Here is a 23572-nt window from a genome sequence, read left to right as displayed (position 1 = left end):
CGTCATCGTTCCTCAACCCACCGACAAGTTGTCGGCAGGCGGTACGAGGACGCGGCTGAACACGAAGTCGATCACATTGTCGACAGGTGAACCGTCGCCGAGGCCCTTGGCGCGCAGGGCGGCGCCCTCCCAGGCGTCGACGATCAACGCCGCCGCATTCTCGGCGTCGATACCGGAATCGAAATCACCGGTGACCTGGCCGGCGCGGATCGCCTCGGCCAGGGCGCCGCGCCACGCGTCGAACGACGCGGCCACCGTGGCGGTGACGGAGGGCGCGCCTGCCGGATTCTCGGCCGCGAAGTTTCCGAACATGCATCCGCGACGGTAATCGTGGGCGGCCAGATCCTGCCTCAGATGTGCCAGGTGGTTGCGGATGCGTTGCGTCGGCGTCACCGCATCGTCCGCCAGCAGATCCAGCCGACGGGTCAGGCCGTACCGTTCGAGAACCTCGATCGTCAACGCTTCTTTACTCCGAAAGTGGTTGTAGAACGAGCCTTTTGGAGCGTGGGCGGCCGCCGCTATCGCGGCCACACCGGTTGCGGAGTAGCCACCGGCATGCAATTGGTCGAACGCGGCGTCCAGCAGCGCGTCGCGCAAACTCGGCTTCGGCACAGCACTCCTCACTCGATGGTCACGTCGTCGATGTCGATGGTGACGGTGATCGGCTCCGGGATCCGCTGACCGTTCCCGTCGCGCCCGTACACCACCCGCTTCACGGGTAAGACGAGGCCGCCGAACTCGCGATGGTCGTCGGCGTAGTGTGCGGCCGGCGAACCGCCGGCGATGTCGACCTGATAGTCACGGCGGCGCAGCAGACCGTCGGAATCGACGTACAGCACCTGGTCGCGGCTGTGGGTGGCGATGGTTTCGGGGTAACGGATGCCCAGTCGGCGCCACGTCTGACCATCCTCTGCCCAGGTGCCGAGTTCTTCGGTCTCGACGCCCGGCAGGGTCAGTGAGAACGGCTCCGACAAGTAGGTCCACATCGCATAGCCGGCGAAGTAGGCCAGCTGCAGATGTGTCCATGGCGTCTCGAGCGTGTGACCGGCGAACGAGTCGCGGGGAGCCGCCAAGCTCTCGACAACCTCGGGGTTGTCCGCGTCGGTTTCGATGGCGACGACGGCCGGGCGAAACGACGACCGGAACCCGGGACCAGGCAGGGGCCAATGCCAGGCGCGTTGCTCGTGGAGGTCGATGCGCACCGTGGAGTCGTTGATGATGCCGTCCACGCCCTTCAACGGCCACAGCACGCCGCCTACCCGCTGATGGATCGTGATCGACGTGGCGTCGCGCCAGCGATCGACACCGCCGTAGGCACCAAGCACCTCGTCGAGAAGTTTCATGTCGCACCCTTTCGTCGTAGTGCACATTCAGACAAAGTGACCGGTCGTCTTATTCCGGTGCCAGGGAAACGTCGCGGATACCTCACTGACTACATCCCGCGCCCGTAACTACAGAACCGGTACCGCAGACCCGACGTGCTGGTCTGCCATTCGCCAACGGTTCCCACCCACGATTCGTCGAGGACAGGGGCCAGCGCATCATGATCGTCGCGCGGCAGATCGATGTCGATCTCGGTGACCTCGCAGCGGTCGGCGATCGGCAGCGCCATGGCATAGATCTGCGCGCCGCCGATCACCCAGCCGTCGAGGTCGTCGGGCAGGTCGGTGACCACCTCCGCTCCTTCGGCGCGGTATGCCGCGTCGCGCGTGACGACGACGTTGCGCCGCCCCGGCAGCGGGCGAACCTTGGCCGGCAGCGATTCCCACGTGAGCCTGCCCATCACCACGGTGTGGCCCAGCGTGAGTTCCTTGAATCGGGCCTGGTCTTCGGGCAGTCGCCACGGAATGCCGTTGTCGCGGCCGATGATGCCGGTGCCCGACTGCGCCCAGATGAGGCCGACAGTCATACCGCGACTGGGGCCTTGATCGCGGGGTGCGGATCGTAGTTGACGATCGCCACATCCTCGTAGGTGTAATCGAAGATCGAATCACGCGGTGCCAGAACAAGTTCCGGGTACGGCCGGGGATCCCGGCTCAGTTGCAGGCTCACCTGCTCGACGTGGTTGTCGTAGATGTGGCAGTCCCCGCCGGTCCAGACGAACTCGCCGACACCCAGGCCGGTCTGCGCGGCCATCATGTGCGTCAGCAACGCATAGCTTGCGATGTTGAACGGCACGCCGAGAAACAGGTCCGCGCTGCGCTGGTAGAGCTGGCAGGACAGCTTGCCGTCGGCCACATAGAACTGGAAGAACGCGTGGCACGGCGGCAGCGCCATTTGCGGGATCTCGCCGACGTTCCAGGCCGAGACGATGTTGCGGCGCGAATCGGGATCGCGTTTGAGCAGCTCCAGCGCATTGCTGATCTGGTCGATGTGCTCGCCCGACGGCGTCGGCCACGACCGCCACTGCACGCCGTAAACTGGGCCCAGTTCACCTGTGTCGCTGGCCCATTCGTCCCAGATGGTGACGCCGTGCTCCTGCAGCCAGCGGACGTTCGAGTCGCCGCGCAGGAACCACAGCAGCTCGTAGATGACCGACTTGGTGTGCACCTTCTTTGTGGTGATGAGTGGAAAGCCGGCGGCGAGGTCGTATCGCATCTGATGACCGAACAGACTGCGCGTACCGGTGCCGGTGCGGTCTGATTTGGGTGTCCCACGCTCCATCACCACGCGAAGCAGGTCCTCGTAGGGCGTCTGGATCGGCACTCACTCAGCTTACGTGCAGCGCCTAGGAGTAGAACGGAAGCCATGCCGACCATCAAGGACTCCATCAGCACGCCCGACGGCACCTGCACCGTCACGTTCGCGACCCCCGACGGCAGTGGGCCGTGGCCCGGTGTGGTCATGTACCCCGACGCCGGCGGTGCCCGGGCCACGTTCGACGAGATGGCGACCCAGCTCGCGGACGAAGGCTATGCGGTGCTGGTACCCGACGTGTACTACCGCGACGCGGGGTGGGCGCCGTTCGAGATGGCGACCGTGTTCAAAGACCAGGACGAGCGGGCCCGGCTGTTCTCGATGATCTCGAAGGTCACCCCCGACATCATGGCCGCCGACGCCGCGGCGTTCTTCGACTATCTGGAGCAACGCCCGGACGTCGTGGACGGCAAGTTCGGCACCACGGGCTACTGCATGGGTGGTCGCACGTCGCTGGTGGTCGCCGGTCGGGTGCCCGAGCGCGTCGCGGCCGCCATGTCGTTCCACGGCGGTGGGCTGGCTTCGGACGATCCGGGCAGCCCGCATCTGCTGGCCGACAAGATCCAGGCCGCGGTCTATGTGGGCGGCGCCAAGGACGACGCGTCGTTCACCCCCGAGCATGCCAAGACACTGGAATCGGCGCTGTCCGCCGCGGGTGTCGAGCACACCATCGAAATGTACGATGCCGCACACGGTTTCGCGGTTCCCGACAACGCGCCGTACGACGCGGCGGCCGCCAAGCAGCATTGGGAAGCGATGGAGAGTTTCTTCGGGGCCCGTCTGGGCTGAACCCTGCTTTGCCCGGCGGCCGGGCCGTAGGCGACGATTGACCCCGTGTACGACCAGCCCGTCACCAATGACCCAGACGCCGGAGCTGATCCGGGGTTCCGCATCGACCCGGTACTCGCCCGCAGTTGGCTGCTGGTCAACGGTGCGCAATACGAGCGGTTCGCCCCGGCGGCCCGGTCACGCGCCGACATCGTCGTGCTCGACATCGAGGACGCCGTCGCCCCAAAGGACAAGGTGGCGGCCCGTGACAACGTGACCCGCTGGCTGGCCGACGGCAACAGCGACTGGGTCCGGGTCAACGGTTTCGGCACCCCGTGGTGGGCCGACGATCTGGAGATGCTCACCGGCACGTCCGTCGGCGGGATCATGCTGGCCATGGTCGAGTCCGTCGACCATGTCACCGAGACCGCCAAGCGGCTGCCGAACATCCCGATCGTCGCGCTCGTCGAGACCGCGCGCGGACTCGAGCGGATCACCGAGATCGCGTCTGCCAAAGGTACTTTCCGGCTCGCGTTCGGCATCGGCGACTTCCGTCGTGACACCGGGTTCGGTGACAATCCCGCCACCCTCGCGTACGCCCGCTCGCGTTTCACGATCGCCGCCAAGGCCGCACATCTGCCCAGCGCGATCGACGGACCGACCGTCGGTTCCAGTGCGCTCAGGCTCTCGGAAGCCACCGCCGTGTCGGCCGAGTTCGGTATGACCGGGAAGATTTGCCTCACTCCGGATCAATGCCCGACGGTCAACGAAGGCCTGTCGCCGTCACAGGATGAAATCAGCTGGGCCAAAGAGTTTTTCGCCGAGTTTCAGCGCGACGGCGGCGAAATCCGCAACGGCTCAGACCTGCCGCGCATTGCCCGCGCGAACAAGATCCTCGATCTGGCCAAGGCATACGGCATTCACGAACCCGAGTACACCGACGACCCCGACCACGTGCCCGCCCCGTCTGACACGTATCACTACTGATCGGCGCTCACGAAGCGGCCACCACATCGGCTCGTCGCCGATATCGCACGATGCACGGGCCCGCAGGCCATTTCGTGGTGCCCGCCCCTGCCATCGCAGCGGGCATTCCGTCGGGCATTTCGAGATCGAACGCAGCGAGAAGCCGGGCAGCGATGATCTGCATTTCCAGGTATGCGAAGTTCGTTCCCAGGCAGCGGTGTGCGCCACCGCCGAATCCGATGAGCGATGACCGCACCGCCCGCCCGTCTGGCCCGGATAGCCGGTCCGGTCGGAATTCGTCCGGAGCAGAGTATTCGTCGGCTAACCGGTGCGTCACGGACGGTACTGCGAAGACCAACGCGCCGGCGGGAATGGTGAACTCGCCCAGTTGGATATCGGTCACGGCCTGCCGGGCCAAGATATGCGCGACTGGGTGGAGTCGTTCCGTTTCGTGCAAACAGTTGGCGGTGAACTCCAGCGCCTTCATTGCCGGCAGGTCGACGGTTTCATGCTCGAACAGAGTGCGTGCCTCGCCAACGGCTCGCTCCAACGCGTCGGGGTGGGCGATCAGGTCGGCCAACGCCCACGCCAGGTGACCGGTCGTCGTCTCATGTCCGGCCCAGCAGAACAACAGCACGAAGTTGACCAACACCTCGTCGGGCACCGGTTCGCCTGTCGGATAACGCGATTCCGACAGGGTTTGCAGGAAGTCGGGCGGCGCAAGTGGTTCGCGGCGGCGCACCCGAATCATCTCCCTTAGTGATTTCCGCAAACTGTTGCGAGCCCGCCTGCTTCGAATCATCCTGGGAATCGGAAGCCAACCCGGCAGGTAGAACGACATGCCCCTACTGAACTGGCGGAAGTCGTCGAAGAAGCCATCGCGAATCAACACCCTTGCGATCTCGTCACCCAGGAACGCCCGAGCCGCGATTCGCATCACCAGTGGTCCGAATTCCTCGGTGAGGACGAACTCACCCCTGTCACCCAACGACGCAACGAATTGCGACGCCTCGTCGTCCATGATCCGGACGTACTCGTCGATCACGTGGCCGCGGAAGCGGGGCAGAACCACATCTCGCTGCCTTTTCCACTGCTCGACGCCGCCCAGAAAGTAAAAATCCGGGCCGAACATCCGAGAGAAGAATGGATAGGCAGTCTCGATCGCGAGCCGGTTGTCAGTCTCCTTGAAGAAGAAGTCGCTCAGGTCGCGCCCGAGCAGGACGACAGCTTTCGAACCCGGCATGGACATCTGAAAGAGGTTGCCGTGCTCGCTGTGCCCGCGCCAGAACAGTTGTTCCGGCGCGCGCAGAAACTCTGGGAGATGGCCAAGAACCGGCATGCTGCCGGAAACCACTGGAAGAGAGCGGGATATCGGCTGTGTGGCGGTCACCCAGATATCCAACCACGGAAAACATTACCGTGCAGGGTAAGTTTTTCAGGGTTGGAGCACTAGCGGCTTTGGTCAGCCTGCGTCGTTGCGGTGCAGGAACGTCCGCACGGCCCGGAGCACACCCCTGCCGGCATAGATGCCCGCTGCGACCGAAACGATGATCATCGCGATGAACATAACGAGCCAGTTTGCCCGGCTGTGGCTGACGTTCCACCATATGAACGTGAACAGCAACGCGCAGATGAACACGACGATGTCACGCCAGTTTCCGCGGTAAGACATCGCGGCCTCGCGGAGTTCGCGGCTGCGCTCACCAGCCATGATCAGATCGCTGATTCGCTCGTCGATGTTGGCCTTGAGCCGTGCGCGCAGTTCGACGTCTTCGGCGGGAAGCCGTTCCAGAAGATCCATGTCCTTGGCGATCATGCCCCGTACATCCGGCGGCTTGAGATTGCCCGCGATCACCCCGAGCATCGCACCTCCGGCGATCGGTGCGGCACCAAGTGCAAGTTCGGCGATCCCCGGCATGGCTCTCCTTACTCCGTCAAAGTCGCGGCCAACGTGCCGCCCAGTTCGTAGCCCCGTTCTCGCACTGCGGCATCTACCGCGCCGGTGACCTCCAGCGGCTCAGCCGCTTTCACCAGCGCAAGTCCGGTGACGATCCGGTCCACGGCCATCACCGCGCCCGCGGTGTCGTTGTTACCGTGCACCCACAATCCATACGGGCGGCCGGCGACGTGGTCAAGCACCGGGTAGTAAACGGTGTCGAAAAAATGCTTGAGTGCACCGCTCATGTAACCAAAGTTCGCGGTCGTGCCGAACAGGTATCCGTCGGCTTCGAGCATGTCGGTGATGGTTGCTGCGAGCGCGGGGCGAGGCACGATCTCGACACCGCCGATCTCGGGATCGTGAGTTCCGGCCAGCACCGCTGCGAGTAATTCCCTCGTGGCGGGTGACGGCGTGTGATGCACGACGAGCAGCTTGCTCATTGCTGCGCTTCCTGCATCCGCACCGCGGTTCGCATCGTCTCCCTGGCTCGGGTGCGGTCCCCGGCATAGTCGTACGCGCGCGCCAATCGGTACCACCGCACCCAGTTGTCGGGGTCGGCTTCCAGTTCGGTCTTGACGGTGACGAACAGCTCGTCGGCCGCGTCGCGCTCGATGCGGCCAGATGGCCTGCGCGGCAACGCACTCAGGTCGAGCTCCATCCCCCGTTCACGCGCGAGACGGGCGAGGCGTTGATGAGCAAATCCGGCCCGCAACGTCGAGAACAGCACCCAGACGCCGATCAGCGGGAAGACCAGCAATGCGAGCCCGAGCCCGATCGCCGCGGGCTCCCCCGACGTGATGAACGCGAACGCGGTGCGGCCCAGCATCAGGAAGTACACGACCAGCGCCAGACACATGAAGCCGATCAGGAACTGGATGCGCAGCGAACGCGCGCTCTCGCTCACGACAGGTCGAGCAGGGGCTCAATACCGATGGTCAGACCCGGCCGTTCGCCCACCTTCCGCACGGCCAGAAGGACGCCCGGCACGAATGACGATCGGTCCAGACTGTCGTGACGGATCGTCAGAGTCTCCCCTTGCGTGCCGAACAGCACCTCCTGATGGGCCACCAATCCGGCAAGCCGCACCGAGTGCACCGGAATACCGTCGACGTCGGCACCACGCGCGCCCTCCAGGCCGGTGCTCGTGGCATCCGGATTGGGCGGCAACCCTTTTCGTGCCTCGGCGATCAACTTCGCGGTACGCGCCGCGGTGCCGGAGGGGGCGTCTGCCTTGTGCGGGTGGTGCAGTTCGATGACCTCGACGGACTCGAAGTACCGAGCGGCCTGCTTGGCGAAATGCATCGAGAGCACGGCGCCGATCGCGAAGTTCGGCGCGATCAGGACTGCGGACTCCGGTTTGTCCTTGAGCCAGGCCTCGACCTGTTCGATGCGTTCCCACGTGAACCCCGTGGTGCCGACGACTGCGTGAATTCCGTTGTCGATCAAGAACTTCAAGTTGTCCATCACCACATCCGGGTGCGTGAAGTCGATGACCACCTCGGTTTGAGACTCGGTGAGCAGGCTGAGTTCGTCACCGGCGTCGACTCCGGCTGACAACGTCAGATCCTCAGCGGCCTCGACCGCTTGCACCATGGTCGCGCCAACCTTGCCCTTTGCACCCAGAACACCAACTCGCATGGCTGGGAGCCTACTGCGCCGAACCCGCCGGGCATCCGTGTAGGCCACGATTACCTGTCGGCGGTTCGAACTAGTGTTCGAAGCGTGGATGGTCAGGTCGCTGCCAAGCTCGCGGCGTTACGCGCGGCGCTGGCCGGGGTGCGCGACCTGCCCTGGGGGTCACTGCCCGAAGCCGACCTGTTGGGGGTGTGCGCCGGGATGCAAGAGGTCCGCAACCTGGTGCCGACCGTCGAGCATGCCGCGATCAGTGCGCTCTCGGAGTGCACGACACCCGGGGCGATCGGGGCGAAGTCCTGGCCCGAGGCGTTGCGGATCCGGTTGCGGATCTCGGGCACCGAGGCCCGGCGGCGGGTCCGCGATGCCATGAACTTCGGGCCACGGCGGTCGGTGACCGGTGAAGCGTTGGCACCGGTTCGCGCGGTGACCGCCGCCGCGCAAGCGGGTGGCTGGTTGACCCCTGATCACCTCGACGAGTTGGAGACGTTCTTCACAAAGTGCCCGGACTGGGTCGACGCGGCACGCCGCAACGCCTTCGAACGCAAACTCGTCGCCGTCGCCGCGCAGGAGACGCCCGAGATGTTGCGCCAAACCGTCGCCGAAGTGTTGTATCTGCTGAATCAGGATGGTGAGGAACCGGTCGATGCGGCCGAGCGCAAGCGCGGTTTCACGGTGCATCCGCAGCAGCCCGATGGGACGTCGAAGGTGTCGGGCTGGTTGAGCGCCGAAGGCCGCGCGGTGGTCGAACCGCTGTTGGCGAAATACGCCGCCCCGGGCATGTGCAATCCCGACGACGAATCACCCTGCGTGGCGGGATCACCCTCTGAGGAAGCGATCGAGGCCGATACCCGCACCGCGGCGCAACGCCATCACGACGCCCTGGTGATGATCGGGCGCAACGCGCTGATGTCGGGCGAGCTGGGCTCCCACAATGGGTTGCCGGTGTCGTTGATCGTCACCACCACCCTGGCCGAACTCGAAGCCGGGGCGGGGATTGCGGTCACCGGCGGCTCGAAACTGCCGATCCCCGAGGTGATCCGCCTCGCGGCGCATGCCTGGCACTATCTGGCGGTGTTCGACGACGCCACCCTGGTGCCGTTGTATTTCGGGCGCACCAAACGCATCGCCACCCCGGCCCAGCGGTTGGTGTTGTTCGCCCGTGACCGGGCTGCACCCGTCCCGGCTGCACGGCCGGGGGCTACCGCTGCCAGGCCCATCACGCCCACCAGGACTGGACCGTGGGCGGCCAAACCAATATCGACGAACTCGCCCTGGCCTGTGGGCCCGACAATCGCCTCGTCGCCACGGGTAAGTGGACCACCACCATGCGCAACGGCCGCTGCCACTGGACCCCACCACCACTACTCGACACCGGCCAGCCTCGCATCAACACCTACCACCACCCCCAGACCTACCTCACCGACAACGACGAAGACGATGAAGCCGGGTAGCACCGCGGTCAGCAAGTCACGTCGACGTACACCGTGTGTGCTGTGACGGTGGTACGGATGTCGTTCCCGGCACCCGGCACGCCGGAGTCCATCCGGGTAAACGTCTGCCCGGGTCGGATTGCGTCGACCACACACTGTTCGAGCGGTCCGGCGCCAACCTTGTTGACGATGACGTTGTAGCCCTGCGCCCGCAGATCGTTGACGGCCTGGGCGGGTGAGGTCGGAGCAGTAGGGGCCGCGCCGGCGACGCCGGTCAGCCCGATACCGATGGAAACGACGGCTGCAGTGACAGCGGCAGCGGCGAGAGACTTCATTGTCTTTCCTTTCTCGGAGTGACCGCATCCGGCCACGCTTGTATTACGGGCGTGCGAGTTGAACCGTTCGGCGTTACGCGCGCTCTACCGTGGTGTCATGCGTCTGCTCCCGATCGCGATCGCTGTCCTGGCTCTCGCCGGCTGTTCTGACACCGGCAACGCCGATGACCAGAACCCGAACGGCCGCACATTCGTCTCGGTTGGGGTCGAGGGCGATCAGATCCCCGGCGGCGGACCACTGACCGTGGTTTTCGACAGCGGCCAGATCAGCACGTTCGCGGGCTGCAACCACGGCTCGGGGCCGGTCGACCTGTCCAACGGCCGGGTAGTCACGGAGTTAGCCAGCACGATGATGGCGTGCCCGCCGCCGCTCGGTGATGCCGATGTGTGGATGTCGCAGTTCTTCGAGGCCCAGCCGTCATGGTCGCTGTCCGGCGACACGCTGACCCTGAAGACGGATACCGCGACCGTCACATTGCAGGACAAAAAGGTCGTGCATCCCGATCGCCCGCTCACCGACACCACCTGGCAAGTCACCAGTCTGGTTTCCGGCCAATCGGTTTCGACGTCACAGGCGTTGGAGCAGGCGAAGCCCACAATCAAGATCGCGGCCGACGGCACCGTCACCGGATCCACCGGCTGCAACCAGATCACCGGTCACGCAGTGGTTTCGGGGACGCCGGCCATCATTGAATTCGGGCCGTTGGCCACAACCAGGAAGGCCTGCCCGAACGGCCTCGACGAGGTGGAACAGGCCGTGTTGCGGGTGCTCGACGGCAAGGTGCAGACCGCCATCGACAGCGACGAACTGACTCTGACGGGCGCCGACGGCTACGGATTGGTGCTGCGGGCCCAGTAGCCGCAATTGGTCAGAGTGGCGAGGCCCCGCGCAGGTGCTCGAAGATCAGCGACGTTTGGGTGCCGGCCACATCGGCGTCGGCGTTGAGGTTCTCCACCACGAACGCCCGTAGGTCATCGGTGTCGCGTGCGGCGACATGCAGGATGAAATCGTCACCGCCGGCGAGAAAATAGACATCCATCACCTGCGGGCGCTTGCGGATCTGCGCGATGAAGCTGCGGATTTTGCCGCGCGCGTTCGACTGCAGACTCACCGAGATCATGGCCTGCAGACTCAGGCCGACCGCGGCTGGGTCGATGTCGGTATAGAACCCCCGGATCACGCCGATCTCCTGCAACCTCCGCACCCGGCCGTGACATGTCGAGGCCGCGATGCCGACGGAATCGGCCAGCGCACTGTTGGACATCCGCGCATCGGCGTGCAGCGCCAGCAGAATGCGCCGATCGATGTCATCGAGTTCCGCGTGCCGAACATCCTTCGGTAGACGAGCCTGACTCGCCGCGCTATTCGTCGATTCTTCGCCCATTGCGCGATCTTATCGAATATTCATCAGAGATATTGCCCACACTTCGAAGGTTCTTCACACTTGTTCTAGCACACCGAATCTGAAGGAGCGATCATGCTCGTCGGCATCCCGACTGAGATCAAGAACAACGAGTACCGCGTTGCCATCACCCCCGCCGGAGTGGCCGAGCTGACCCGTCGTGGCCACGATGTGATCATCCAGGCCGGCGCCGGCGAGGGCTCAGCCATCGCCGACAACGACTACAAGGCCGCGGGCGCCGAGATCGTCACCTCGGCCGACCAGGTGTGGGCCGATGCCGAGCTCCTGCTCAAGGTCAAAGAGCCGATCGAGGCCGAGTACTCGCGCATGCGCAAGGGCCAGACCCTGTTCACCTATCTGCATCTCGCGGCGTCGAAGCCGTGCACCGACGCGTTGTTGGCATCGGGCACCACCTCGATCGCCTACGAGACCGTCCAGACCGCCGACGGGGCACTGCCGCTGCTGGCCCCGATGAGCGAGGTCGCCGGTCGCCTTTCGGCTCAGGTCGGCGCCTACCACCTGATGCGCACCCAGGGTGGCCGCGGCGTGCTGATGGGGGGCGTTCCCGGCGTCGCACCGGCCGAGGTCGTCGTCATCGGCGGTGGCGTGGCCGGCTACAACGCCGCCCGCATCGCCAAGGGCATGGGCGCTCACGTCACGGTCTTCGACCTGAACATCAACACGCTGCGCAAGATCGACAACGAGAACAGCGGAAGCATCGAGACCCGGTACTCGTCCTCGCTTGAACTCGAAGAGGCCGTCAAGAAGGCCGACCTGGTGATCGGCGCGGTTCTCATCCCGGGCGCCAAGGCGCCGAAGCTCGTCACGAATTCGACTGTCGCCCATATGAAGTCGGGGGCAGTGCTGGTGGATATCGCGATCGATCAGGGCGGTTGCTTCGAGGATTCTCGACCCACCACGCACGACGATCCGACCTTCAACGTCCACGACACGGTGTTCTACTGCGTGGCGAACATGCCCGGTGCGGTGCCGCGCACCTCGACCTTCGCGCTGACCAACGCAACCATGCCGTACGTGCTCAAGCTGGCCGACAAGGGTTGGCAGGCCGCATGCGCGGCGGACCCAGCACTGGCGAAGGGCCTGTCGACGCATGAAGGCGGACTGCTGTCCGAGCAGGTCGCCAAGGATCTCGATCTCCCGTTCACCGATCCCGCGGCGTTCCTGGCGTAAGTAGGCCCCCACCATCGCCCGGCCGGACGCGCTCCGGCCGGGCGATTGGTTTGTGGACAGCTGGCAGCTCTTGACACGTGTCAACTACAGTGTCGGCATGCTGCAGGAGTTGTTTTCCACCGTTCCGACCGTCACCGCTGATGCCCTTGAGGCGTTCGACGCCGCGGACGCCGTCGAGCCAGAATTCATGATCGGGACGTGGCACGGCGCCGAACTGCCCACCGGCCACCCGATGGACGGCCTGCTGGCGGCGAGCGGCTGGTGGGGCAAGCAGTTCATCGATGCCGAGACCGTGCACCCATTGCTGTTTCCTGCCCGTGACAGCACCGGCTTGTGGGCGCTCAACCCGGCCGTGGCGTTCGGCGGCCTCGGACTGTCGACCAAGCTGCCGCTGTTGAAGAACCGGTCCATGGTGGCGCCGATCGCCGCCATGCGGCCCCTGCTGCAGACGCGGTCGGCGAAGGCGCGGCTGCGCACCACGCGGTACCGCGGTGTCGATACCGCAACGATGATCTACGACCAGCTTCCGATCAATGACGTGTTCCGCAAGCTGTCCGACGACGCGGTTATCGGGGCCATGGACCTGCGGGGTTCCCGCAAGCCCTACTTCTTCGTGCTGCGCCGCGACGACTCACGGCGGCTGGCCTAGCAGCCACGCGTACTCGAGCTGTTCACCGCGCATTCGGCCGACGGATCGAAAGCGATGCTTGGATCGAAAGAGCAAGCGTCGCAAGGCCTTTTCGGCCGATAACCTGAGTCCTAGGAGTCACCCGTGGTTAACCTGCCCGTTGCGCACCAGCCCCGCCCGTTCCTGCCCGAGCTGTCCGAGTTCTTCGCCGGAATCACCCCGTTCTCCAGCCTGCGGCCCATCTTCGAGCGCAACCTCATGCGCATCGAGGACGAGGTCACCGATGACCACTACGAGTTGCGCGCCGAGATTCCCGGTATCGACCCGGCCACCGACGTCCACATCACCGTCGCCGACGGCCAGCTCACGGTCAAGGCCGAGCGTGCCGAGCGGGCCGAGGTGAACTCCCGCTCCGAGTTCTCGTACGGATCGTTTTTGCGCACCGTGACGCTGCCCGCCGAGGCGAACGAGGACGAGATCACCGCCAGCTACGAGCGCGGAATCCTGACCGTCCGGGTCCCGCTCTCGCAGAACCCGTCCGGCACGCGGCACATCGCAATTCAGAACGCCGAGAACCACAGCGTCGAGAACGCGACCGTCGAAAACCACACCACCGAAGCCGAGGCCTCGGAGTAGATCCGAGCGAAACGATCAGAGCAACGACGGCAGCACAGACGCCGTCAGCTCACCGATGAGCGGTCGCAGATTGGCGGCTTTCGGGTCGTCGGTCTGTGACCGCGTCATCATCGCCAGCAGCAGCCGCTGACCCGCCGGACCGTACGCGACACCGACGTCGTTGGTGCTGCCGTAGTCGCCGCTGCCGGTCTTGTCCGCGGTCGTCCAACCTGCGGGAAGCCCCGCCCGCATGCTCGACGTCTGATTGGCTCGCATCCAATCCTCGAGCTGTTGACGCTGCGGTGGGGCGAGCGCGTCGCCGACCAACAGCGCGCGGTAGCCGATGGCCAGCGCCGCGGGGGTGCTCGTGTCGCGCGGATCGCCGGGTATCGCCGAGTTCAGCTCGACCTCCCACCGGTCCAGCCGCGTGCGCTCGTCGCCGACACTGCGCGCGAATGCGGTGATACCTGCCGGCCCGTCAATCGTTTTCAACAACAAGTTGCCTGCGGTGTTGTCGCTGCGTTGCAGCGCGGCCGCACACAGCTCGCCAAGGGTCATCTCAGTGCCGGCACGCGGTTCGGTGACAGGCGAGTTCATCACGATGGCATCTCGGTCCACGAACACCCGGTTGTCGAGCGACAGCTGACCGCGCCCGACCATCTGCAGGACCCGGCCGGCGGCATAAGCCTTGAACGTCGAGCACATCGCGAACATGTCGTCGGCGCGGTGGCTCACGGTCCGGTTCGAGTCGAGATTGACGGCATATATGCCGATCACCGCGTTGTGCCGGCGTTCCAGCTCACCGATCTCGTCGTCCACGGGGGCCGCGAATGCGGTTCTGCTGCTCACCCCGACAGCCGCCACCGCCGCGAGGGATCCGATCAAAACGTTGCGTCGCGAGAGTCCAGTCACCCGACCCACCGTAGTCGATCAGCCCGCGATGCCCCGAAGTCGTTGCGGTAGCGAGTGTTTGGACTTTTGCGGGCCGAGTACCGCGGCGCCGTAGTCGCGGGTCAGCAACTGCCGCGCGACGGCGTTGACCTCGTCGAGGGTGACCGCTTCGATCTGGGTCAGGGTGCGCTCGATGCTGCGGTGCTCACCGTAGTTCAGTTCGCTCCGGCCGATGCGATGCATACGCGAAGCCGAATCCTCCAGGCCCAGCACGAGCCCGCCCCGCAGCGAGCCCTTCGCGATGCGGCATTCATTCTCGGTGATGCCGTCGCGCGCAACACTTTCGAGCACATCGGTGGTCACGCGGATCACCTCGTCGAACCGCTCGGGCTGACAACCCGCATAGACCGAGAGTGCGCCGCTGTCAGAGAAGGTGTCGACGGTCGAATAGACCGAGTACGCCAGTCCCCTGCTCTCCCGAATCTGTTGGAACAGACGCGAACTCAGGCCGCCGCCGAGCGCGGTGTTGAGTACCGACAGTGCCCATCGGTGCTTCCAGTGCCGCCCGGGGGTGCGTACCCCTAGTGAGACGTGCATTTGTTCCCCGTCGCGGTCCATGACCTCAAGCGTCGGCCGTCCGGACAGGCGACCCGAACCCTTGCGCGGCGCAATGGCGCGCCGCCCCGACACGAGTCGTCTGCCGAAGTGCTCGCGGGCCAGAGCCACGACATCGTCGTGGTCGACGTTGCCCGCGACCGCCAACACCATGCGATCGGGCGTGTAGCGCCGCATGTGGAACGAATGCAACTGCGCGCGCGTCATCGCCGAAATCGACTCGACGCTACCGATGACCGGCCGTCCGACCGGGTGATCGCCGAACATGGCCGACAGGAACACATCTCCCAGCGTGTCCTCGGGATCGTCGTCGCGCATGGCGATCTCCTCGAGCACCACGTCGCGCTCGACCTCGACGTCATCGGCCGCACACCGACCGCGCAGCACCACGTCGGCGACCAGATCGACCGCCAATTCCAGATCGGTGTCCAGCACGTGCGCGTAGTAGCACGTGTGCTCTCTGGCGGTGAATGCGTTCAGCTCACCGCCGACAGCATCGACGGCTTGGGCGATCTCGACCGCTGTGCGGGTCGGAGTGGCCTTGAACAACAGATGTTCGAGGAAATGCGCGGCGCCCGCGACACTACGACCCTCGTCGCGGGAACCGACGCCCACCCACACCCCGACCGATGCCGAATGCACCGATGGGATGTACTCGGTGACCACTCGCAGCCCGCCGGGCAACGTGGTCCGGCGGACGTGCGAGGTCTCCAGCGGCGTATCAGGCTTCGGCGGGCGCAACATCGGTGGTTGCAGGAGTGCCCTCCGAGCCCTCAGGGGTGCCTTCCGCCTTCTCCGCCTGTTCCTCGTCGACGAGAACCAGCGAGATCTTGCCGCGGTTGTCGATATCGGCGATCTCGACGCGGAGCTTGTCGCCGACCTTCACGACATCCTCGACCTTGGCGATGCGCTTGCCGCGGCCCAGCTTCGAGATGTGCACCAGGCCGTCGCGGCCCGGCAACAGCGACACGAACGCACCGAAGTCGGTGGTCTTGACCACGGTTCCGAGGAACCGCTCGCCGATCTTGGGCAGCTGCGGGTTGGCGATCGCGTTGATCTTGTCGATCGCGGCCTGCGCCGACAACCCGTCGGCCGCACCGACGAACACCGTGCCGTCGTCCTCGATGGAGATCTGCGCGCCGGTCTCCTCGGTGATCGAGTTGATCATCTTGCCCTTGGGCCCGATGACCTCGCCGATCTTGTCGACCGGCACCTTGATCGTGGTGATCCGCGGCGCGTACGGGCTCATCTCGTCCGGGCGGTCGATGGCCTCGGCCATCACGTCCAGAATCGTCAGCCGCGCGTCCTTGGCCTGAGCGAGCGCACCCGCAAGGACCTTAGACGGGATGCCGTCCAGCTTGGTGTCGAGCTGCAGGGCGGTCACGAAGTCTTTGGTGCCCGCGACCTTGAAGTCCATGTCGCCGAATGCGTCCTCGGCGCCCAGGATGTCGGTCAGCGCCACGAAGCGACGCTCGGTCTTGCCATCCGTCTCGACATCGTCGGACACCAGGCCCATGGCGATACCGGCGACCGGCGCCTTGAGTGGCACGCCGGCGTTCAGCAGCGCAAGCGTCGAGGCACACACCGAGCCCATCGACGTCGAACCGTTGGAGCCCAACGCCTCCGACACCTGACGGATCGCATAGGGGAACTCTTCGACGCTCGGCAGCACCGGAACCAGCGCCCGCTCGGCCAGTGCACCGTGGCCGATCTCGCGGCGCTTGGGCGAACCGACCCGGCCGGTCTCACCGGTCGAATACGGCGGGAAGTTGTAGTGGTGCATGTAGCGCTTGGTGTTCTCGGGCCCGAGCGAGTCGATCTGCTGAGCCATCTTGATCATGTCGAGCGTCGTGACGCCGAGGATCTGGGTCTCACCGCGCTCGAACAGCGCGCTGCCGTGCGCCCGCGGGATCACGGCGACCTCGGCGGACAGCGCCCGGATGTCGGTGATGCCGCGCCCGTCGATACGGAAGTGATCGGTCAGGATGCGCTGGCGCACAAGCTTTTTGGTGAGCGACCGGAATGCCGCGCCGATTTCCTTCTCGCGGCCCGCGTACTGCTCGGCCAGGCGCTCGAGCACCTCGACCTTGATCTCGTCAGTGCGGTCGTTGCGCTCGGTCTTGCCTGCGATGGTCAGCGCCTCCGACAGCGCGTCGGTGGCCACCGAGGACACCGCGTAATAGACATCCTCGGCGTAGTCCGGGAACACCGGGAAGTCGCCGGTCTCCTTGGCGGCGGCCTCGGCGAGCTCCTGCTGCGCGGCGCACAGCGCCTTGATGAACGGCTTGGCGGCCTCCAGGCCCTCGGCCACGACGGCCTCGGTCGGCGCCTGGGCACCACCCGAAATCAGCTCGATGACGTTTTCGGTTGCCTCAGCCTCGACCATCATGATCGCCACATCGGTACTGTCGCCGTCTCCGACGATCCGACCGGCCACGACCATGTCGAACACGGCCCGCTCGAGCTGCTCGACGGTCGGGAAGCCGACCCACTGGCCGTCGATCAGCGCGACGCGGGTGCCGCCGACGGGCCCGGAGAACGGCAGGCCGGCGAGCTGGGTGGACGCCGAGGCGGCGTTGATGGCCAGCACGTCGTAGAGGTCCTTGGGATCAAGGCTCAGGACGGTGACGACAACCTGGATCTCGTTGCGCAGGCCGTCGACGAAGGACGGACGCAACGGACGGTCGATCAGGCGGCAGGTCAGGATCGCGTCGGTGGACGGGCGGCCTTCGCGGCGGAAGAACGAGCCGGGGATGCGGCCCGCGGCGTACATGCGCTCCTCGACGTCGACCGTCAACGGGAAGAAGTCGAAGTGATCCTTGGGGTTCTTGCTGGCGGACGTGGCGCTCAGCAGCATGGTCTCGTCGTCGAGGTAGGCGACGGCGGAGCCGGCGGCCTGCTGGGCGAGGCGCCCGGTCTCGAAACGGATGGTGCGGGTGCCGTAGCTCCCGTTGTCGATGACAGCGGTGGCTTCGAACACACCGTCTTCAAGTTCAACTACAGACATTTAGTCCGCGGCCTCTTTCGATTTCATTCAGCTGTTTCGCGTCGTCACGCTCAGATGTGCCACGGGTCTGGATTCGGCTACGGCCGTCGATCGAAGCGGCCGGACATGTCCCGATGGGAGCTCCCGGCAGCCACTACCGAAGACCGCCCGAACAGACGGGCCCTGACGTGACTCGCAGGAGCAGCGCCCGCGGATCGCGGGTACCGCACCTCGCGTCCGACCAGCCAGAAAGTATTCGTAGTGCGCTCTCGAATCAATTTCGGCCATCGAACGCCCTCATGTTACACGGCAGCAACCGCGTGAACGCCAATCCGGCCCAGCTCAGGCCGGGTTAGCCGACGTCCTCGACGCACACGGTGAACTGCCGTTCGTCATAGGCGTAGCCCACACCGCTGGCACACTGATCGACGTTCGACACGCCCTGGAGGATCTCGGTGGCCCGCTGTCGATGCGGCGCAGTCGAATCCGAGCAGTCGACCCGGTACGGGTCGGTGTCGTTCTCCGGGTCGATGCTCATGCACCCGCCGACGATCCAGTCGATGTCCATGCAGACCGTCTCGGATTCGTCGCTGAACGGACTCTTCATCGAGTAGTACGAATCCACGTCCATGGGGCACTGGTCGCTGTCGGTGACTGTCGAGACCACCTTGTAGTTGGACTGCTTGCTGCCACACTGCGCTTCGGAGGCTTCCGGCCGGTCGTATGTGCCACCGATCTTGAGGCAGTCTCCCGCCTGCATGTCCGCGGCAGCCGCGGACGAACACCCTGTCAACCCCCCGATGGCGAGTAGCGCGGCCGCCCCCACGACGGCCGCGGGCAGGGATGCCACTAAAGCCGCGTCAGCGACGCAGCCCGAGGCGCTCGATGAGCGAGCGGTAGCGCTCGACGTCGACCTGAGCGACGTACTTCAGCAGCCGGCGCCGACGGCCGACCAGCAGCAACAGGCCGCGCCGCGAGTGGTGATCGTGCTTGTGCACCTTGAGGTGCTCGGTGAGGTCCGAAATCCGCTTGGTCAGCAGCGCGACCTGCGCCTCGGGCGACCCGGTGTCGGTCTCGTGCAGACCGTAGCTACCCAGGATTTCTTTCTTCTGCTCGGCTGTAAGCGCCACGAAGCAACTCCATCAATAGGTCCCGCGAACATATTCTCGGCGCAGCCACCGCGGACTGCAGCATGCGCCGGATCGGCGAGAAGTCTAACAGTTCGTCAGTGCTCAGAAAGAATCGCGGAGAATCGTCCGCGCCTTCTCGGTGTCGGCCTCCATGGCAACCACGAGATCCTTCACCGCGTCGAACTTCTCCTGGCCGCGGATGCGGGCCACGAAATCGACCGCGACGTGCTGGCCGTACAGGTCGGCGTTGGTGTCGAGGACGAACGCCTCCACGGTGCGGGTACGACCCGAGAACGTCGGGTTGGTGCCCACCGAAACCGCGGCCTGATATCGCTCACCGGGAATTACGGTGCCCATCACCGGGCCGTGTCCGAGCACGGTGAACCAGGCCGCGTACACACCGTCGGCCGGGATCGCCGAGTACATGGGCGGCGCCACGTTGGCCGTCGGGAATCCCAGCACCCGGCCCCGGCCGTCGCCGCGCACGACGACGCCCTCGACGCGATGCGGACGGCCCAGCGCCTCGGCGGCCGCGACCACGTCGCCGGCATCCACGCACGACCGGATGTAGGTCGACGAGAAGGTGACCGTCTCGTCGCGGTGATGCTCGGCGACCAGACTCATGCCCTCGACGGCGAAGCCGAACCGCTCACCGGCCTTGCGCAGCATCGTGACATTGCCCGCCGCCTTCTTGCCGAACGTGAAGTTCTCCCCCACCACGACCTCGACGACATGCAGGTTCTCCACGAGCAACTCGTGGATGTAGCGCTCGGGGGTGAGCTTCATGAAGTCCGACGTGAACGGCATCACGAGAAACACGTCGACGCCCAGCTCCTCGACCAACTCGGCCCTGCGAGTCAGGGTGGTCAACTGAGCCGGGTGACTCCCCGGGAACACCACCTCCATCGGATGGGGATCGAAGGTCATGAGCACCACGGGTACCCCGCGCGATCTGCCCGCCTTCACCGCGTGACTGATCAGCTCCGCGTGTCCGCGGTGAACACCGTCGAACACCCCAATGGTGACAACACACCTGCCCCAGTCCGTGGGGATCTCGTCCTGCCCACGCCAGCGCTGCACAGCAGCTAGCCTACGGCCCGGCCGCGCCGTGGTCTGCTCTAGATCACCAAGTCAGGTGACGATTGCCTAAACTTCCTTACTGTGAGTCCAGACGGTAACCATCGCGACCTCTCGACGGTTGCCCAGGACTATCTGAAAGTCATCTGGACAGCCCAGGAATGGTCGCGCGAGAAGGTCAGCACAAAACTGCTGGCCGAACGGATCGGCGTGTCGGCATCGACCGCGTCGGAGTCCATCCGCAAGCTCGCCGATCAGGGGTTGGTGCACCACGAGAAGTACGGTGCGGTGACCCTGACCGACGAGGGCCGCCGGGCCGCGCTGGCGATGGTGCGCCGCCACCGCTTGATGGAGACCTTCCTCGTCCAGGAGCTCGGTTACAGCTGGGATGAGGTGCACGACGAGGCCGAGATCCTCGAACATGCCGTGTCCGACCGGATGCTGGACCGCATCGACGCGAAGCTGGGCCACCCGACCCGCGATCCGCACGGTGACCCCATCCCGGCCGCCGACGGGCAGGTCCCCACGCCACCGGCGCGCCAGCTTTCGGCCTGCCAGGACGGCGAGGCCGGGACAGTGGCCCGTATCTCCGACGCCGATCCCGAGATGCTGCGCTATTTCGACAGTGTGGGCATCAGCCTCGATTCCCGGCTGAGGGTGCTCGCGCGGCGCGATTTCGCAGGCTTGATCTCGGTGGCCGTGGAATCCCCGGTCGGATCGAGCGATCCCGACACCACCGTTGATCTGGGCAATCCCGCCGCGGATGCCATCTGGGTGGTCGCCAGCTAGCGTTTCGCAACCCTGGGATCACGGCGATTCTTACTCGTGCCTTGGTCCCGGTCGCCGACCAGGATGACGTCTTTGTGACTGTCACATTGCACTGGTTCCTGCCCACCTACGGCGACAGCCGGTTCATCGTCGGCGGTGGCCACGGCACGCCGGCCGGAGCTGCCCACAGCGACCGCGACGCCAGCATCGACTACCTCGCCTCGATCGTCCGGGCGGCGGAAACCTTCGGCTTCACCGGCGCGCTCATCCCGACCGGAGCGTGGTGCGAGGACGCGTTCATCACGGCATCGCTGCTGGCCCGCGAGACCACGTCCTTGGCGTTCCTGGTGGCGTTCCGCCCCGGCCTCGTCAGCCCGACGCTGTCGGCGCAGATGGCCGCGACGTTCGCGCGGCATGCCCCGGGCCGCATCCTGCTCAACGTCGTGGTCGGCGGCGAGGCCCACGAACAACGCGCGTTCGGTGACCACCTCGACAAGGACGCCCGCTACGCGCGTTGCGACGAATTCCTCGACGTCGTCAGGCGCCTGTGGGCGGGCGAGACCGTGACGCACCGCGGCCAGTACATCGACGTCGAAGAGGCCTCGCTCGCGTTGCCGCCTAATCCGGTGCCGCCCCTGTACTTCGGTGGCAGTTCCACGGCAGCAGGGCCGGTTGCGGCCCGGCACTCCGACGTTTATCTGACGTGGGGTGAGCCACCGGAGGCGGTGCGGCAGAAGATCGACTGGATAAGGACACTCGGCGAAGAGCAGGGACGCAAACTGCGGTTCGGCATCCGGTTGCACACGATCTCCCGCGACAGCTCCGAGGAGGCGTGGGCACAGGCCGACCGGCTGGTGGCTGCCCTCGACGAGGAAACCGTGCGCAACGCCCAGGAAGGGCTGGCCCGCAGCCAGTCCGAGGGACAGCGACGGATGCTGGCACTCCACGAGGCGAACCGGCGCAATGGCAGCTGGAGTGACGCCCGCAGCCTGGAGATCGCGCCGAACCTGTGGTCGGGTGTCGGCCTCGTGCGCGGCGGTGCCGGCACGGCGCTCGTGGGAAGCCACACCGAGGTGGCCGAGCGAATCGCCGAGTACGCCGCGATCGGCATCGACGAGTTCATCTTCTCGGGCTATCCCCACCTCGAGGAGCTGTTCTGGTTCGGCGAAGGCGTCGTGCCGATCCTACGTAAGCGCGGTTTGTTCGACGTCGGGGCACACACCGCGGCGCCGGCGTCCATACCGTTCGTCGGTGCGGCGCGATGACCGAGCTTGCGAGCGGCGCCCGCATCGCCTCGCCCGACCACGCACTGGCGACGGCGGCTCGGCTGTCGGCGGTCTTCGCGGACGGCGCTAACGCACGGGATGCCGATCGGGTGCTGCCGCACGAGCAGGTGCGCGTTCTCAAAGAGTCCGGGCTCCTGGCTTTGACCGTGCCCGCCGAGTACGGCGGTCCCGATGTCGGGGCCGTCGTCCTCGCGGAAGTCATCAGGCTGTTCGCCCACGGTGATCCGTCGCTCGGACAGATCCCCCATTCGCATTTCACGTTCCTGGAGGCATTGCGGCTGCAAGGCACCGAATCGCAGAAGGCGTTCTTCTACGGGCTTGTGCTCGACGGCGCACTGTTCGCGAACGCGCAGTCCGAGCGCGGTCCGCACCCGACCGACGTCGACACCACGACGCTGGTGGCGTCCGACGGCGGATACGTTCTCACCGGTCGCAAGTTCTATTCGACGGGTGCGCTGTTCGCCGACTGGTTGATCGTCCGGGCGTCGTTGTCCGACGGCTCGGGCGCGATACCCACGGCTTCCACCCCGAAGGCCATTGCGTTCGTACCGCGCGACGCACCGGGCCTGACCGTCGTCGACGACTGGGACGGGATGGGGCAACGGACGACGGCGTCGGGCACTGTCACGCTGGACGGTGTGCGAATCCCTGCCGAGCACGTCGTGGATTTCACGCCGATCTTCGCCCGTCCCACGGTCTACGGCGCACGTGCGCAGCTACTGCACGCCGCGATCGACGTCGGCATCGCGACGGCCGCCCTCGACGAGGGGGTTCGCCAAGCCGTCAAGGCCCGGCCGCATTTCGAGGCGAAAGTGTCCGATGCCGCCGATGACCCGACCCTGATTCAGGTCGCCGGTGAGCTTGCCGTGACGGTCCGCGGAGCGCAGGCGCTGTTGGCCGAGGCGGCCCGCCAAGTCGACGCGGCGCGCGCCGATCTCACCGAGGACACCGCAGCGGCGGCGTCGATCGCGGTCGCGATCGCCAAGGTGTCGGCTGTACGCGCGTCGCTCGACGCGTCGACCAGACTGTTCGAGTTCGGCGGCACCCGCAGCGCCTCGGCCGGTGGGAACCTGGCGCGCTACTGGCGCGATGCCCGCACCCACACATTGCACGATCCGACGCGCTGGAAACTGCACCACATCGGGCGTTACACACTGTCGGGGACGAAACCCCCACGACACGGCCAACTTTGAATGCGCCTACAGTGTCCGA

The 23572-nt window shown here is 65.8% G+C and carries 27 protein-coding genes; 10 read left to right on the top strand and 17 right to left on the bottom strand.

Features of this window, described 5'->3' with window-relative positions:
• Positions 1-12: 12 nt before the first annotated feature.
• The 4 genes from ACRCUN_RS13465 to ACRCUN_RS13450 all read right to left on the bottom strand — a co-directional run bounded on the left by ACRCUN_RS13465 (position 13) and on the right by ACRCUN_RS13450 (position 2706).
• The gene (locus ACRCUN_RS13465; RefSeq protein WP_462142145.1) at positions 13-612 is read right to left on the bottom strand and encodes a TetR family transcriptional regulator C-terminal domain-containing protein; all 600 of its coding nucleotides are present in this window, start codon (positions 610-612) and stop codon (positions 13-15) included.
• An 8-nt stretch (positions 613-620) separates the two neighbouring features.
• Positions 621-1343 (bottom strand): hypothetical protein, encoded by a 723-nt coding sequence (locus tag ACRCUN_RS13460; RefSeq protein ID WP_462142144.1) that lies wholly within the window; start codon positions 1341-1343, stop codon positions 621-623.
• A gap of 89 nt (positions 1344-1432) precedes the next feature.
• On the bottom strand, positions 1433-1909 hold the full coding sequence (locus ACRCUN_RS13455; protein ID WP_462142143.1) for a dihydrofolate reductase: 477 nt from the start codon (positions 1907-1909) through the stop codon (positions 1433-1435).
• On the bottom strand, positions 1906-2706 hold the full coding sequence (locus tag ACRCUN_RS13450; protein WP_462142142.1) for a thymidylate synthase: 801 nt from the start codon (positions 2704-2706) through the stop codon (positions 1906-1908). The genes ACRCUN_RS13455 and ACRCUN_RS13450 overlap by 4 nt, the downstream gene beginning before the upstream one ends.
• Before the next feature lie 42 nt (positions 2707-2748).
• On the opposite strand from ACRCUN_RS13450, the gene ACRCUN_RS13445 reads away from it, so the two are divergent.
• Both ACRCUN_RS13445 and ACRCUN_RS13440 read left to right on the top strand, forming a co-directional pair.
• A complete protein-coding gene (locus ACRCUN_RS13445; RefSeq protein WP_462142141.1) occupies positions 2749-3486 on the top strand; it encodes an alpha/beta fold hydrolase in 738 nt (245 codons plus the stop codon).
• 45 nt (positions 3487-3531) lie between these two features.
• Entirely contained in the window at positions 3532-4452 is a 921-nt protein-coding gene (locus ACRCUN_RS13440) for an HpcH/HpaI aldolase/citrate lyase family protein (protein ID WP_462142140.1), read from the top strand.
• Positions 4453-4459: 7 nt separating this feature from the next.
• On the opposite strand, the gene ACRCUN_RS13435 is transcribed toward ACRCUN_RS13440, so the two are convergent.
• The 5 genes from ACRCUN_RS13435 to dapB form a co-directional block, all read right to left on the bottom strand.
• Complete coding sequence (locus ACRCUN_RS13435; protein ID WP_462142139.1) at positions 4460-5770, bottom strand: cytochrome P450; 1311 nt, start codon at positions 5768-5770, stop codon at positions 4460-4462.
• Between the two features lie 123 nt (positions 5771-5893).
• Positions 5894-6349: a hypothetical protein gene (locus ACRCUN_RS13430; protein WP_462142138.1), complete on the bottom strand. Its 456-nt coding sequence runs from the start codon at positions 6347-6349 to the stop codon at positions 5894-5896.
• Positions 6350-6357: 8 nt separating this feature from the next.
• Positions 6358-6810 carry a flavodoxin family protein gene (locus ACRCUN_RS13425; protein WP_462142137.1) on the bottom strand — a complete coding sequence of 151 codons (453 nt, stop codon included), beginning with the start codon at positions 6808-6810 and terminating at the stop codon, positions 6358-6360.
• The gene (locus ACRCUN_RS13420; RefSeq protein ID WP_462142136.1) at positions 6807-7274 is read right to left on the bottom strand and encodes a hypothetical protein; all 468 of its coding nucleotides are present in this window, start codon (positions 7272-7274) and stop codon (positions 6807-6809) included. The genes ACRCUN_RS13425 and ACRCUN_RS13420 overlap by 4 nt, the downstream gene beginning before the upstream one ends.
• Positions 7271-8008: a 4-hydroxy-tetrahydrodipicolinate reductase gene (dapB, locus tag ACRCUN_RS13415; RefSeq protein ID WP_462142135.1), complete on the bottom strand. Its 738-nt coding sequence runs from the start codon at positions 8006-8008 to the stop codon at positions 7271-7273. Before dapB ends, ACRCUN_RS13420 begins: the two co-directional genes overlap by 4 nt.
• Positions 8009-8092: 84 nt before the next feature.
• Between dapB and ACRCUN_RS13410 the strand changes: the two genes are divergently transcribed.
• Positions 8093-9502: a 13E12 repeat family protein gene (locus tag ACRCUN_RS13410; RefSeq protein ID WP_462142134.1), complete on the top strand. Its 1410-nt coding sequence runs from the start codon at positions 8093-8095 to the stop codon at positions 9500-9502.
• Here ACRCUN_RS13410 and ACRCUN_RS13405 read toward each other — a convergent pair.
• Positions 9465-9770: a hypothetical protein gene (locus ACRCUN_RS13405; RefSeq protein WP_462142133.1), complete on the bottom strand. Its 306-nt coding sequence runs from the start codon at positions 9768-9770 to the stop codon at positions 9465-9467. The two genes, ACRCUN_RS13410 and ACRCUN_RS13405, sit on opposite strands and share 38 nt — an antisense overlap.
• 97 nt (positions 9771-9867) lie before the next feature.
• Between ACRCUN_RS13405 and ACRCUN_RS13400 the strand changes: the two genes are divergently transcribed.
• Positions 9868-10629: an META domain-containing protein gene (locus ACRCUN_RS13400; protein ID WP_462142132.1), complete on the top strand. Its 762-nt coding sequence runs from the start codon at positions 9868-9870 to the stop codon at positions 10627-10629.
• Positions 10630-10639: 10 nt separating this feature from the next.
• On the opposite strand, the gene aldR is transcribed toward ACRCUN_RS13400, so the two are convergent.
• Positions 10640-11155 carry an HTH-type transcriptional regulator AldR gene (aldR, locus tag ACRCUN_RS13395; protein ID WP_462142131.1) on the bottom strand — a complete coding sequence of 172 codons (516 nt, stop codon included), beginning with the start codon at positions 11153-11155 and terminating at the stop codon, positions 10640-10642.
• 93 nt (positions 11156-11248) lie between these two features.
• Here aldR and ald point away from each other — a divergent pair, with 93 nt between their 5' ends.
• The 3 genes from ald to ACRCUN_RS13380 all read left to right on the top strand — a co-directional run bounded on the left by ald (position 11249) and on the right by ACRCUN_RS13380 (position 13628).
• Positions 11249-12364, top strand: coding sequence for an alanine dehydrogenase (ald, locus tag ACRCUN_RS13390; RefSeq protein WP_462142130.1), 1116 nt, complete (start codon positions 11249-11251; stop codon positions 12362-12364).
• A gap of 97 nt (positions 12365-12461) precedes the next feature.
• Positions 12462-13013, top strand: coding sequence for a DUF4334 domain-containing protein (locus ACRCUN_RS13385; RefSeq protein WP_462142129.1), 552 nt, complete (start codon positions 12462-12464; stop codon positions 13011-13013).
• 123 nt (positions 13014-13136) lie between these two features.
• Positions 13137-13628, top strand: a complete 492-nt coding sequence (locus ACRCUN_RS13380) for an Hsp20/alpha crystallin family protein (RefSeq protein ID WP_462142128.1) — start codon at positions 13137-13139, stop codon at positions 13626-13628.
• Positions 13629-13643: 15 nt separating this feature from the next.
• On the opposite strand, the gene bla is transcribed toward ACRCUN_RS13380, so the two are convergent.
• The 6 genes from bla to ACRCUN_RS13350 all read right to left on the bottom strand — a co-directional run bounded on the left by bla (position 13644) and on the right by ACRCUN_RS13350 (position 20309).
• On the bottom strand, positions 13644-14519 hold the full coding sequence (gene bla / locus ACRCUN_RS13375) for a class A beta-lactamase (protein WP_462142127.1): 876 nt from the start codon (positions 14517-14519) through the stop codon (positions 13644-13646).
• Positions 14520-14537: 18 nt separating this feature from the next.
• Positions 14538-15857 carry a M16 family metallopeptidase gene (locus tag ACRCUN_RS13370; RefSeq protein WP_462142126.1) on the bottom strand — a complete coding sequence of 440 codons (1320 nt, stop codon included), beginning with the start codon at positions 15855-15857 and terminating at the stop codon, positions 14538-14540.
• Positions 15835-18120, bottom strand: a complete 2286-nt coding sequence (locus tag ACRCUN_RS13365; protein WP_462142125.1) for a polyribonucleotide nucleotidyltransferase — start codon at positions 18118-18120, stop codon at positions 15835-15837. Before ACRCUN_RS13365 ends, ACRCUN_RS13370 begins: the two co-directional genes overlap by 23 nt.
• Positions 18121-18451: 331 nt before the next feature.
• Positions 18452-18949, bottom strand: a complete 498-nt coding sequence (gene lppU / locus ACRCUN_RS13360; RefSeq protein ID WP_462142124.1) for an LppU family putative lipoprotein — start codon at positions 18947-18949, stop codon at positions 18452-18454.
• Positions 18950-18959: 10 nt separating this feature from the next.
• Complete coding sequence (gene rpsO / locus ACRCUN_RS13355) at positions 18960-19229, bottom strand: 30S ribosomal protein S15 (protein ID WP_036437013.1); 270 nt, start codon at positions 19227-19229, stop codon at positions 18960-18962.
• A gap of 102 nt (positions 19230-19331) precedes the next feature.
• Positions 19332-20309 carry a bifunctional riboflavin kinase/FAD synthetase gene (locus ACRCUN_RS13350; protein ID WP_462142123.1) on the bottom strand — a complete coding sequence of 326 codons (978 nt, stop codon included), beginning with the start codon at positions 20307-20309 and terminating at the stop codon, positions 19332-19334.
• Positions 20310-20390: 81 nt separating this feature from the next.
• Here ACRCUN_RS13350 and mntR point away from each other — a divergent pair, with 81 nt between their 5' ends.
• The 3 genes from mntR (at position 20391) to ACRCUN_RS13335 (ending at position 23553) form a co-directional block, all read left to right on the top strand.
• The gene (mntR, locus tag ACRCUN_RS13345) at positions 20391-21095 is read left to right on the top strand and encodes a manganese-binding transcriptional regulator MntR (protein WP_462142122.1); all 705 of its coding nucleotides are present in this window, start codon (positions 20391-20393) and stop codon (positions 21093-21095) included.
• A 74-nt stretch (positions 21096-21169) separates the two neighbouring features.
• Entirely contained in the window at positions 21170-22339 is a 1170-nt protein-coding gene (locus ACRCUN_RS13340; protein ID WP_462142121.1) for an LLM class flavin-dependent oxidoreductase, read from the top strand.
• A complete protein-coding gene (locus ACRCUN_RS13335; RefSeq protein ID WP_462142120.1) occupies positions 22336-23553 on the top strand; it encodes an SfnB family sulfur acquisition oxidoreductase in 1218 nt (405 codons plus the stop codon). The genes ACRCUN_RS13340 and ACRCUN_RS13335 overlap by 4 nt, the downstream gene beginning before the upstream one ends.
• Positions 23554-23572: the final 19 nt, after the last annotated feature.

Source organism: Mycobacterium venezuelense, assembly GCF_054919535.1.
The sequence above is the reverse complement of the archived record's forward strand: the minus strand, read 5'-3'. Positions and strand labels throughout refer to the sequence as shown.